This window comes from Thermanaerothrix daxensis, assembly GCF_001306145.1.
Taxonomy (GTDB): domain Bacteria; phylum Chloroflexota; class Anaerolineae; order Anaerolineales; family Anaerolineaceae; genus Thermanaerothrix; species Thermanaerothrix daxensis.
This window is the reverse complement of record NZ_LGKO01000005.1, coordinates 416,283-428,217: the sequence shown is the minus strand read 5'-3', so window position 1 is coordinate 428,217 and position 11,935 is coordinate 416,283. Positions and strand designations below refer to the sequence as shown.

15 protein-coding genes are annotated in these 11,935 nt (G+C 55.7%); 9 read left to right on the top strand and 6 right to left on the bottom strand.

Going from position 1 to position 11,935, the window contains the following annotated elements; all coding sequences use genetic code 11:
* Positions 1–14: 14 nt before the first annotated feature.
* From rbfA to SE15_RS10610, 6 genes are all read left to right on the top strand, one after another.
* Entirely contained in the window at positions 15–434 is a 420-nt protein-coding gene (gene rbfA, locus SE15_RS10635; RefSeq protein WP_054522091.1) for a 30S ribosome-binding factor RbfA, read from the top strand.
* Positions 431–1,420, top strand: a complete 990-nt coding sequence (locus SE15_RS10630; RefSeq protein WP_054522090.1) for a DHH family phosphoesterase — start codon at positions 431–433, stop codon at positions 1,418–1,420. Before rbfA ends, SE15_RS10630 begins: the two co-directional genes overlap by 4 nt.
* Before the next feature lie 15 nt (positions 1,421–1,435).
* Entirely contained in the window at positions 1,436–2,350 is a 915-nt protein-coding gene (gene truB / locus SE15_RS10625) for a tRNA pseudouridine(55) synthase TruB (RefSeq protein WP_054522089.1), read from the top strand.
* A 154-nt stretch (positions 2,351–2,504) separates the two neighbouring features.
* Positions 2,505–3,434, top strand: coding sequence for a bifunctional riboflavin kinase/FAD synthetase (locus tag SE15_RS10620; RefSeq protein ID WP_054522088.1), 930 nt, complete (start codon positions 2,505–2,507; stop codon positions 3,432–3,434).
* Complete coding sequence (locus tag SE15_RS10615; protein ID WP_054522087.1) at positions 3,424–4,839, top strand: FAD-dependent thymidylate synthase; 1,416 nt, start codon at positions 3,424–3,426, stop codon at positions 4,837–4,839. The genes SE15_RS10620 and SE15_RS10615 overlap by 11 nt, the downstream gene beginning before the upstream one ends.
* 8 nt (positions 4,840–4,847) lie before the next feature.
* Complete coding sequence (locus tag SE15_RS10610; protein WP_160316701.1) at positions 4,848–5,348, top strand: DinB family protein; 501 nt, start codon at positions 4,848–4,850, stop codon at positions 5,346–5,348.
* Here the strand turns inward: SE15_RS10610 and SE15_RS10605 are convergent.
* A complete protein-coding gene (locus SE15_RS10605) occupies positions 5,345–5,956 on the bottom strand; it encodes an inorganic pyrophosphatase (protein ID WP_054522085.1) in 612 nt (203 codons plus the stop codon). The genes SE15_RS10610 and SE15_RS10605 overlap by 4 nt on opposite strands.
* 225 nt (positions 5,957–6,181) lie before the next feature.
* Here SE15_RS10605 and SE15_RS10600 point away from each other — a divergent pair, with 225 nt between their 5' ends.
* From SE15_RS10600 to SE15_RS10590, 3 genes are all read left to right on the top strand, one after another.
* On the top strand, positions 6,182–6,532 hold the full coding sequence (locus SE15_RS10600) for a hypothetical protein (protein WP_054522084.1): 351 nt from the start codon (positions 6,182–6,184) through the stop codon (positions 6,530–6,532).
* 215 nt (positions 6,533–6,747) lie between these two features.
* Positions 6,748–6,993 (top strand): hypothetical protein, encoded by a 246-nt coding sequence (locus SE15_RS10595; RefSeq protein ID WP_054522083.1) that lies wholly within the window; start codon positions 6,748–6,750, stop codon positions 6,991–6,993.
* 488 nt (positions 6,994–7,481) lie between these two features.
* Entirely contained in the window at positions 7,482–8,861 is a 1,380-nt protein-coding gene (locus SE15_RS10590) for a TrpB-like pyridoxal phosphate-dependent enzyme (protein ID WP_054522082.1), read from the top strand.
* Between the two features lie 106 nt (positions 8,862–8,967).
* On the opposite strand, the gene SE15_RS10585 is transcribed toward SE15_RS10590, so the two are convergent.
* The 5 genes from SE15_RS10585 to ccmA are packed head-to-tail and all read right to left on the bottom strand — an operon-like array spanning position 8,968 to position 11,933.
* The gene (locus tag SE15_RS10585; RefSeq protein WP_054522081.1) at positions 8,968–9,585 is read right to left on the bottom strand and encodes a ribonuclease H1 domain-containing protein; all 618 of its coding nucleotides are present in this window, start codon (positions 9,583–9,585) and stop codon (positions 8,968–8,970) included.
* A 10-nt stretch (positions 9,586–9,595) separates the two neighbouring features.
* Positions 9,596–9,784 carry a hypothetical protein gene (locus tag SE15_RS10580; protein WP_054522080.1) on the bottom strand — a complete coding sequence of 63 codons (189 nt, stop codon included), beginning with the start codon at positions 9,782–9,784 and terminating at the stop codon, positions 9,596–9,598.
* A gap of 14 nt (positions 9,785–9,798) precedes the next feature.
* On the bottom strand, positions 9,799–10,497 hold the full coding sequence (locus SE15_RS10575) for a cytochrome c biogenesis protein (protein WP_054522079.1): 699 nt from the start codon (positions 10,495–10,497) through the stop codon (positions 9,799–9,801).
* Positions 10,498–10,512: 15 nt separating this feature from the next.
* Complete coding sequence (locus SE15_RS10570) at positions 10,513–11,202, bottom strand: heme exporter protein CcmB (RefSeq protein WP_054522078.1); 690 nt, start codon at positions 11,200–11,202, stop codon at positions 10,513–10,515.
* A complete protein-coding gene (gene ccmA, locus SE15_RS10565) occupies positions 11,199–11,933 on the bottom strand; it encodes a heme ABC exporter ATP-binding protein CcmA (RefSeq protein ID WP_054522077.1) in 735 nt (244 codons plus the stop codon). Before ccmA ends, SE15_RS10570 begins: the two co-directional genes overlap by 4 nt.
* Positions 11,934–11,935 lie beyond the last annotated feature (2 nt).

Below are 11,935 nucleotides of genomic sequence, written 5' to 3'. Positions count from 1 at the left end.
TCGGGTAAAGAACCATGCCAACACCTCAACGGTTGCAACGCATAGCCGAACGGATCCAGGAAGAGATTTCCGAAATGCTGGTCATGGGCGAGATTCGCGATCCTCGCCTGAGTGGGGTTACCATTACCGGTGTAAAAGTGGATCGTGAATTCGCCTATGCCGATATCTACGTCTCAGCGGTCGAGGGCAGTCAGCGTGCGCCTGAAATCCTGGAAGCCTTCAACCACGCCAGCGGTTACATTCGTCGCCTGCTGGCCGATCGTATCGAACTGCGCGTCTTTCCGCGGCTGCGCTTTCATTGGGATCCCACACCTGAACGCGCCGACCGCATCGAGCGTTTGCTGGCTGCATTACGGAGCAGCACCTCAACCCCCGGAGCCCCGGAACAACCCACAGCGCCGGATGAGAGCGAAGCCGAGGACGAAACAGCATGACCAATGCTGAACTGGATACCACCATCCGCCAGATGCTCAATGCGGCTCAGCGCGTGCTGATCACCACGCACATCCGGCCGGATGGCGATGCTGTGGGATCGCTCCTGGGTCTGGGATTGGCCTTACAAGAGGCCGGGCGCAACGTTCAAATGGTGCTCCCGGATGGTTTTCCACATGTTTTTCGCCACCTGCCCGGAGCCGACCAGATTCGCCACGATGTCCAGCCTCCATTTGATCTCTTCATTGTTCTGGATACCGCCGACGTACCACGGATTGCTTCGGGCTTGAATGGTTACCAGGTAGATCTCTGCATTGATCATCACGTGACCAACCCCGGTTTTGCTCGGGTTAATTTGATTGACCCAGAGGCCGTGGCTACCTCCGCCATCCTCGCCGAGCACCTCCCCGCCTGGGATTTACCCATCACACCAGAAGTGGCCAGCGCCTTGCTAACCGGCATAATTACCGATACAATTGGGTTTCGAACCTCAAATATGACTCCCAAGGCGCTGCGCCTGGCAGCCGACCTGATGGAGAAAGGGGCTAACCTGCCCGAACTCTACAAACGTGCGCTGATCCACCGTTCCTTCGAGGCGGCCCGTTTCTGGGGCTATGGGTTGGTCAACCTGAAACGTCAGGGTCGGTTGATTTGGACAACCCTTACCCAGGCCGATCGTGCCGCCGCTGGTTACCAGGGTAATGACGATGCAGATCTGACGGATATTCTCTCAGGGATTGAAGACGGAGATATTGCAGTGCTCTTCATTCAGCATGCCGATGGGCGCATCAAGGTAAGCTGGCGGGCCAAACCCGGCTGGGATGTTTCAGCCCTGGCAGCCCGCTTCGGAGGGGGCGGACATCCCGCCGCCGCTGGTGCTGACTTCTATGGGAATCTGGAGGATGTGCAGGAAAAAGTACTCAAAGCCACACAAGAATTATGGGAGCAACAGGTCATTAAGTCAAATTCCATAACGGCCAAAGGTTGAGCAGGGGAAGCAAGCATGAGTGATCGAACACGTCAGTTTGATATTAAAAATGCCATCTCGGGCGTCCTCGTCGTTGATAAGCCGGTGGGGTTGACTTCTCACGACGTGGTACAGATTATTCGTAAGGGAACCAACATCCGCCGCGCCGGGCACACGGGAACGCTTGATCCGCGGGCTTCGGGAGTGCTGGTGGTCCTGATCGGCCCGGCGGTGCGACTTAGCGAGTACGTCTCTGCCTCTGACAAACGCTACCAGGCCGTTATCCGCCTGGGCGAAACCACCGACACCTATGATTCCGAGGGTCGGGTCACAAGCACCTCGCCTGTTGAGATCACTGAGGAACAATTTGTGGAAGCCCTTCAGCAATTTGTGGGGGAAATTGAGCAGGTGCCACCGCCCTACTCGGCGGTCAAGGTCCAGGGACGTCGGGCTTATGAAATGGCACGCGAAGGTGAAGAGGTGGACCTGCAGCCACGTAAGATAAAGGTATACAGCCTGGAACTGCTCGAATGGGCCCCTCCCGAGGCTGTGATTGACATCCACTGCTCATCCGGCACCTACATTCGTTCGTTGGCTAACGATCTTGGCAAAGTGCTGGGGTGTGGTGCTCATCTGGTGGGTTTGCGCCGCACGCGTAGCGGACGCTTTACGCTGCGCGATGCCGTACCCCTGCGAAAACTGCGCGAGGCTTTTGAAAACGGCACCTGGTACCAGTACCTCATCCCGGCTGCCGAAGCCCTAGCCGATTGGCCTGCTATCGAATTGGACCACGAACAGGTCGAACTTATCCGGCACGGACATCGCATCCCCGGGCAGCCTGGCATTGGCAAAATGGTGCGTGCCATCAACGAACAAGGGGAACTGGTTGCTCTGTTGGAGTTTGATGAAACTACCAACGAGTGGCAGCCTAAGAAGGTGTTCTTCTCATAGCACGGCCAAGGATGATCAAGCCACTTGGGGAACTCCAACGGCCGGGAAAGATTTGTGAGGAACGCAGCAATCACCGTGCAGTGGGATTGCTGCGATTTTTTGCAAACGTCACTTCATCACAGATCCCTTGGATGTACACAAGTGAGCAGATAGCATGAATCATGTCACCTCTCTCGATGCGCTCTCGCTCCAAAATTCGTGGATAACCATCGGCACTTTTGATGGCGTTCACCGCGGGCATCAGGCACTAACCCATACACTGGTGGAAGGTGCTCATCAACAAGGTCATCCTGCCGTGGTCATTACCTTCTTCCCTCACCCAACCGTCGTGCTGGGCAAGAATCCCCCTCCCGGCTATCTTACCAGCCCAGACGAACGTGCTCGCTATTTAGGCGAACTGGGGGTTGATTGGGTGGTTACGCTCACGTTTGACCTCAACATGGCCAGCCTGAGCGCCGCAGAATTCATGCAATGGCTAACCGCTCACCTGGGAGTCCGCTATCTGGTCATCGGCTACGACTTTGCGCTGGGACGTGGTCGGGAAGGCACCCCTGAACGGCTTCAGGCCATCGGACGTCAATTGGGGTATGAGGTCATCCTGACCCATCCCATTCAAGAAGGCGAGCAACCCATCTCCTCCAGCCATATCCGCCACCTGATCCTCCAGGGCGAGATCGAAGCCGCCAACCGGTGGTTGGGGCGACCTTACTCCATTGAGGGCACAGTCGTGCGAGGGGACGGCCGGGGACACACCCTGGGATTTCCCACTGCCAACCTGACCATATGGCCCGAGAAGTTGCTTCCCGCCAATGGTGTATATGCTACCTGGGCCTGGGTTGGCGCAAAGCGCCTCGCCGCGGTCACCAATTTGGGTCTGCGTCCAACCTTCGATTCTCCCCTGCCCCAGCGACACCTAGAAGCCCATCTTTTGGACTTTACCGGTGATCTCTACCACCAAACGCTTAAACTGGATTTTGTTGCCCGCCTGCGCCCCGAGCAACGCTTTGCCAGCATCGAGGCCCTGAAAATCCAAATCCAAAATGACATTCGCAAAGCCCGGGAGATCCTGAATCATGTGCCCTGAACGCCAGGTTTACTTGCTGGACCCTCAATCCCTGCCCCCTGAAACCATTGCTGTCACGTTTGCCAAGACCTCGCGTTCCCCCCAAAGTTTTCGCGACATTGCCGCCGAACTGACGGAAGAAAAGAGTGCCGCCTTCCATGAAAAATGGGTGGTAGGGTATGGCCATGCCTCGGTCGCAGAACACGCGGTTCTTCATATCGCCGTGGAGAACGTTTCACGCCTGGCAATCGAAACCCTGGAATCGTGCCGCTTGGCTTCATACACCGAAAAATCCACACGCTACCAGAAATGGGGAACGGAAGATTTTTACCGCCCCCCTGAACTGGCCGGGCATTCCCTTGAAAAACGCTATCTAGAGACCTGTCGAACCCTCTTTGCCCATTACCATGAGGCACTGCCCAAAGTGCGCGAGGTAATCGCCGCTCAGTTTCCGCGCCGATCCGACGAAGACGAAAACGCATGGGAGCGACGCATTCGCTCCAAGTATGTGGATGTGTGCCGCTTCTACTTGCCGGCGGCAGCCCTGGCTAATGTGGGGGTCACCATCAATGCCCGCGCGCTGGAACACACCCTCCGTAAAATGCTTTCTCATCCGCTGGAGGAGGTACGCGCACTAGGCGCAGAAATAAAAGCCGTCGCTCAGGCTTCTGTGCCCACCCTGGTCAAATACGCCGAGGCAGTGCCCTACCTTCAGACCTTGCCACGCCAACTGGCACGAGAAATTCCTGCCGTTCCTCCTGAAATGGAGGATTGGTGCCACTTAGTAGCCTGGGATCACAACGCCGAAGAAACCGCCCTGGCCGCCTGCCTCTTTCGCTACTCTCACCTGAGTTTCGAGCAGGCGCGTCAGGCCATTAGAGAACGCTCTCCCGAACAGATAAGTACTTTGGCGCGAATGATCCTGGGTGGCCTGGATCGCTTTACACCCCCAATCCGTGAACTGGAACATGTTGGCTACACCTTCGTTCTCGTGCTGGATCAAGGAGGTTACCTTGAACTCAAACGTCATCGCATGATGACCCTTAGCCCACAGCCGCTGAGCACATACCTGGGCTACACCATCCCGCGTGCCATTGAAGCCGCTGGTTTGCTCGAGTCCTATGAGCAAGTCATGAGCACTGCTGACCAAACTTACCGTGAACTTGCAGCCTGGAACCCGGACGTGGCCGCCTACGTCGTCCCCAATGCCTTCCGCCGCCGAGCATTGGTACGACTCAACTTCCGTCAGGCCTGGCACATGATTGCATTGCGAAGTGCACCCAATGCCCACTTCTCCCTGCGGCGGCTGGCCCAGCGCATGGCGGAACGGATCCGCGAGGCTACGCCTTTACTGGGGCAATTCCTGCTCGTCCACCCGGAAGAAACCTGGCAACAAATTGAAACCCAATACTTCCTGCGAGCCTAATGGGATCCATGGACAAGAAAACCCTTTTCGAGGCTCTCCAGCGCAGTCGTGAGCGCCTGCTGCGCGCCATTGAAGGGCTGGAACCCGATCTGCTCACCCAACCAGGAGCGGTAGGGATATGGTCTGCGAAAGACGTACTGGCTCATCTGGCAATGTGGGAAGCCGAAACAGTCACGCTCTTGTACCAGATGCGCCAGGGGATCAAGCCCTCCACCCTACATTTCAAATCCTTTGATACCGATCACCAAAATGCCCTTTGGTATGAAAAATCTAAAGATTGCCCCTGGGAACGCGCATGGGCAGATTTCCAGGGTGTTCGGGTACAGACCTTGCGCCGCCTGGAAGCCTTTACTGAGCCGGAATTAAGTGCTCCCACCCGCTTCCCCTGGCTGAGAAAAGGCCTTGCTGACTTTGTCTATGAGTGGGTGGTACAGCATGAGGAAGAGCATGCCGCCGACCTTGAAGCCTGGCGTCGGCGGCAGGACAACCCAACCTCTACTACGGACTAACCGCCGTACATGTCAATGTAGTCCTGGATGGCAGCCTCAATCACCCGCATTGCGTGTTGAGCATCATAAATACGCTCAATAAAGGTGGTAGATTCCTTGCCGGGCACTAATTTATAAGTACTGAAGTAGTGCCGTAAGCGTTCTACCAGCACATCTGGAAGGTCACTCACGTCATTAGCACTTTCCCAAAAGCGATCATTGGCCAAAACGGCGATGATCTTGTCGTCGGCATCGCCATTGTCAATCATCAGCATTCCCCCAATGACCCGTGCGGTCAAGATCACCTCTGATTTGGCAATTGGGCGCTCGCTGATAACACAGATATCCAGCGGATCTCCATCGCCTCGGTAAGTCCCCGAGGTCAAGGCCCCCACCCTTGCACCGCAGTAGGTGCGCGGGATAAATCCGTACAGAGTAGGGGGCTGGGATGACGTACGTTGAGGCCGATCCACCTTAAGATACCCGGTGGTTTTTTCGACTTCGTATTTGACCAGATCGAACGGGGTTAACTCGATATAAGCATAGACCAATTGTGGGGGCTGGGGACCGGTTTCTAACCCATGCCAGGGATGCGGGCGCCAGCGATAAAATGGATTTGGAAATGTCAAGGGACTACTCCTGAATGATTGTTTTTTACAAGGTAAGCAGGAAGCAACAAAACCTGCTCCTCGCTTAATGCAGCTCCCTTATTTTAAGCCCTCTCCCCTGAATGCGCCAGTCTTCATCCCTCTCTCGTGCACCCAATCCGCGCTTTCGCCTTTACCGATCCGTGTTAGAATGGACCTGTCCTCACCTGGAGAGGACAAAACCATTTCATTTTCAAGGAGCCCAAAGTGGAAGAAACCCCCAATTTACCCGAAGCGGTCGAAGCCAGCGAGCCGATGCTCTACAGTAGCAAGGCACTCGTTCTGGTAACCACCTTGCTAAGTATTTTCTCATGGGTTGTCCTGGCTGCGTTCCTGGCGGATGTCATTGCCCAGGTGGTCAACATTCAGATCACCCTGACCAATCAAAGTCTGAGCCTGGCTGAGGTGCTGCGCCAGCCTTCCGCAGTATCGTTCCTCATCACTAACATCAGTACCCCCCTCTTTACAGGGATTGGGCTGTTCCTGGTCATGCAAGGCAGCGCAATCGGCTTGAACCTGCTCCGCGAAATGGACCTGATGAACCGGCACGTACTTTAAGCCCGCACACCGCATCATTTTTGTAACCTCCATCTCCATCGCCTCTGGGGTGTTTAATCCTTGGGCTTCTGGAGATGGTTTTTTTACCCAATAACAATAAAGATTTATTATTGTATTCAATGAAAAATTTTTATATAATGTAGCTAGATAGGTGTCTATCCGATCGTTTCATCTCTCACACCTCTTCAACGATAGTCACCTACGGGGAGAATGCCATGTACTATATAGTGGTTGCACTCTGGGCGATTGCTTGTCTCGCCTGCTATGGGTTGCGTCGGCTACAACGCAGGGCTCTCACAATTTCCTGCCTAGCCGTTCCGCTGGGAGGGTTACTCATCAGTCTCCTCCTAATGAACCTCAACATCCGTCCCACTGCGTATATCCTCATCGCTGTCACTGTCTATCTCTTCTTAATCGTGCTTTCCGCTACACTCACCCAACGCCCTAAGGCCACGTCGTAGATCAAAATCCGAGGCCTCAGATTCTTAAAAATTTCAAATCAACTATTGACAAAACACCTGAAACCTATATAATCAGGCAAAACAAAATAGCGAAAGACGATGAAGAGGGCGAGTAAGCAGCGCCAGGGCGTTCCAGAGAGCAGGGTAAGGTGAGAGCCTGCACGTACAGCGTTGCCGAATGGACCTCGGAGTTGCAGGGCGAACTCCTGCCAAGCAGGAAAGTAGCCTGAGCCGGAGTCGCCACCGTTATCAGGGCAAAGGGTATCGTGGCTCGACCACCGTACCCGCAACGAGTGAGGCTGGCTTTTTCCCCTGTGTGCTTTCACCAGGGGATTTTCGTTAGAAAAGCCGCCTAACTGGAGTGGCACCGCGGACACCAAAGCGTGTTCGCCTCCAAGCGAGGCGAACACGCTTTTTGTTTCGGTGTGTAATCACAAACCGCTAAATGGCGTCTTTTATCTAATTCACATTTCCAAAGGAGGTTTACCATGTCCGAACAGACCCGCTACATCCTTAATGAAAACGATCTGCCCCGCTACTGGTACAACATTCTAGCCGACATGCCGGTACCTCTTAGCCCGCCCCTGCATCCGGCAACCGGTCAACCCCTGACCCCAGATGCCCTTAGTGCGCTCTTCCCCATGGAATTGATCCTGCAAGAGGTCAGTCAAGAGCGGTACATTGAGATACCTGAGCCCGTGCGCGAGGCCTATAAACTCTACCGCCCCACCCCCTTGATTCGTGCTCGCCGGCTTGAAAAGGTTCTCGATACACCGGCGCACATTTATTACAAATACGAAGGTGTTTCCCCATCCGGCAGTCACAAAACGAACACCGCCCTGGCTCAGGCTTTTTACAACAAGGTGGCGGGAACGCATGCTTTAACCACAGAAACCGGCGCCGGGCAGTGGGGTTCAGCCCTGGCCATGGCCTGCCGCTTTTTTGACCTCGACTTGGAAGTCTACATGGTCAAAGTTTCCTACCAGCAAAAGCCTTACCGTCGTTTTCTGATGGAAACCTATGGCGCTCAGGTTTTTGCCAGCCCCACCGACCGCACTCAAGCCGGGCGCGCCATCCTGGCAACCAACCCCGACCATCCCGGGTCCCTTGGCATTGCCATCTCCGAAGCCGTCGAAGTGGCTGCGACCTCGGGCGGGAAGAAAAAATACAGCCTGGGTTCGGTGCTCAACCATGTCATCTTGCACCAAACCGTAATCGGAGAAGAGGCCCTCAAGCAAATGGACCTGGCCGGCGAGTATCCGGACATGGTCATCGGGTGCATCGGAGGAGGCTCCAATTTTTCGGGCATTGCGTTCCCATTCCTGCGCGAGAATTTGCGCAACGGCCAGCGCACCCGATTGATCGCGGTTGAACCCACCGCCGCGCCTTCGCTCACCCGTGGCATCTACGCCTACGACTTCGGCGACACTGCCGGCATGACCCCCTTGATGAAAATGTACACCCTGGGACACTCATTCACCCCACCCGCCATTCACGCTGGTGGTTTGCGCTACCATGGCATGGCACCTACCCTGTGTGCCCTTTATGACGCGGGCTACATCGAAGCCGTTGCTGTGCCTCAACGGTCCGTTTTCGAAGCCGCTGTGCTCTTCACCTGTACCGAAGGGATCTTGCCGGCACCCGAGTCCGCTCATGCCATTCGGGTTGCCATTGACGAAGCCCTGAAAGCCAAAGAAGCGGGTGAGAAACGGGTCATCCTTTTCAACCTCTCCGGTCATGGTCACTTCGACCTGAGTGCCTATAATGCCTATAATAACGGGCAATTAGAAGACCTGGCCCTTCCCGAAGAAGAAATCGCTGCCATACCCTCACGGCTACCTCAGATCTCCCAGAGCCAGGTTGCCTAGGAAAGAGCGTGCCACCACGGACCTCTCCGTGTGCCACACCTCCTGAAACGCCTCCAACGGGGTACGCATGCAAGGCCCCGTTGGAGGCTTTAATTCCCCACCCTGCTTACTTGCGCCCAAAATCGGCGGGATTCTCCCCCCATTGGTCTGTCTTCCACTTGCGCAATGGGTTGCTGAACGTATGAGACTGCAACCATTGTTCTGCTCGCCGGATGCGTTCAAAAAGGGCTGCCCGTTCCGGACTTTCAGGCAACCGCGTGCGACAGCGTTTCCGAGCCACCCATAGCAGGGCGATCTCCGAGTCTGAGTAAACTGGTGCTGGATCGTTGCGCTCTGCCAGATACATGAGCGTCTCGACAATGGCCAGGAATTCCCCAATGTTATTGCTCCCATCGGGCAGGGGACCAACCCGAAAGATCTCGCGGCGTGAAGGGAGGTACACACAGCGATACTCCAGGCGTTGACGGGCTGTGTCATAAGCCGCATCTACGCAATAGCCCTGCGATGGTGCTGGTGATTGAGACGGACGCGGAGGGCTCTGGCGCTCGGCCACAACATCTTGGTAAGGTCTCTGCAACGCCTGTTCAGCGGCCTCGCGGGTCTCAAACCTCATGAACTGGGCACCCGGATACCCCTCCACCCGCGCCCTACAGGCCTCCCAGGAATCAAACACCCCACGCTGCCGCCCCTGCCAGACGGCATAAAAACGCTGTGCCTTTGCCATGCGCCGTCGCTTAAGGTGAGAATGCCTGATCCCTTGCCTGGGGATTGGCCTTCTCGGCTTCAAGTTGGGTTAACAGGGCCTCATCTTGACGCAAGTGATGCCACCGCACCACCAGGCTCACCAGGTAAATGAGCATAGCTCCAAAGATGACCGCATACCCCGCAATAAAGTAAGTAAATGTATTGGCCGGTTGTTCCATAAGTTTATTCCTCACTAGGATTGCAACTTAAGACGTAGTTGTTCTACCCGTTCGCCCAACTCGCCCAGGCGCAGGCGATGCCAGAGCAAAGCCACAAACAGCAGCGAGAACGCCACCAGACTGACCATCAGCGTCTGGGTCATTCGGGGGGTCATGCTGAAAGCACCGGTCGCCGTCGGGTCACCGCTCCCCAAAACCACTGGATGAATGGTACGGAAGATGCGGATGGAAAAGAAAGTCAGCGGGACGCTCAGGAAACCCACAATGGCATAAACGGCTCCAAAACGCGCTCGTCGTTCCGGATCTTCAATGCCCTGGCGCAACATGAGATAGGCAATGTAAACCAGTTCCATGATCGTGGCCGTCGTCAGGCGCGGGTCCCATGTCCACCAGGTATTCCAGACCGGGCGTGCCCAGATCATGCCGGTGACCACGTTGATCAACGTAAAGACCAGACCGATCTCAATAGCCGCCACCCCCAGTAAATCCCACCGGCTGCGACGCCTCATCAGGTAGATAATACCCGCCACCGCCGCCAACCCAAAGCCCAACATGCCCACCCAGCCAGCCGCCACGTGAAAGTAAAACACCTTCTGAACCGCTCCCATGACCCGCTCTAACGGGGCATAGAAAAAAACCATACCGGCTGCTACTGCCAACGCCAGACCAGCAATGACATCCAGTACCACTAAGGCTCGGGGAGTTGTTGACATGGAAACCTCCTCTACTCATTCTTCCAGAATAGAATCAAATACCATAAAAGCCACCGAAGTGAAAATGACATCGTACACCCCCAGAAGGTTGAGCCAGGGACGAATCTCCTCCAGGGGTAAAGCCTGCAAATAGCCCCCTGTAGCCTTGACCGCGGCTACCACCACCGGGATAACCACCGGGAACAACAAAATGGGAAGAAGAATGTCACGCGTGCGGGCCTGAACCGCCATGCTAGCCAACAGCGTCCCCACTGCCACATAACCCTCAGCGCCCAGCAGGACCACCAGGACAACGCCCGGCAGTACTAGAGAGGCATTATAGAAAATCCCAAACAGGGGCAGCATAATCGCGGCCACGATGAGCATGAAAACCCAGTTAGCCAGTGCTTTTCCTGCATAAATGGCTGCCCGATCCACTGGTGCCAGCAGGAGACCATCCAGGCAGCCGCGATCCTTTTCAACGGCTAATGAGCGATTTAACCCCAACGTGCCCGCAAAAATGAGGGTGACCCACAGAATCCCTGCGCTAAGGCCGGCACGCAACTGGGTCTGCAGTTCCAGGGCAAAATTGAAAATAAAGATCACCAACAGGGCAAAAACCAGCATTGCTGAGAGCAACTCGCGACTGCGCCACTCGGCTGCCAGGTCCTTCCACAACACGGCCAGAGTGGCCTGCCAGAATGAAACCGCCCCCGTCGCTTTCACAAATGCACCTCCCCCGTTCCCTCCGTAGCGTTTTCAGACCCCAAAGCCTGACGGTAAAATGTCAGCAATGCATCTCCGGCCAGGTCTTCGCGCCGCACACTCGCTTGAATGTGCCCCCCGCTAAGCACATCAAAACGTGAAGCCAGGTCAGCCGCCCGCGCCAGATCATGCGAGGTCATGACCACTGTCCGACCTCTCGCAGCCACCTGCCGCAACAATTGATCGAGCATGTCGCAGGCCTCCTGATCCAGCCCGGTGTGCGGCTCATCTAGCAAAAGCACTTCTGGATCGTGCAAAATGGCCCGCCCGATGGCCAGTCGCTGCTGCATCCCGCGCGAAAAAGTCCGTACCAGGTCACGCCGCCGCGCCCAAAGTCCTACCAGGGTCAAAACCTCGCGAATTCGCGTCTCCGCGTTTTCCAGTCCATAAAGTCGGGCGTAAAAACGCAAATTCTCCTCAGCGCTCAAATCCCCATAGAGCAGGGGCTGATGTGAGACCACCCCCAGACGCCGTCGTACCCAAGCCGCCTGGTCTCTTAACCGATAACCGGCAATCCAAACCTCACCCAGAGTCGGCTTGGAGAGAGAAGCCAGAATGCGCAGTAAAGTGGTCTTCCCTGCGCCATTGGGTCCCAACAGTGCAACAAACTCACCCTTCTCCACACGCAGATCCAGCCTGCGCAGTACCACCTTGGGGCCATAACGTTTGGTGAGATGATGCACTTCAATCATCG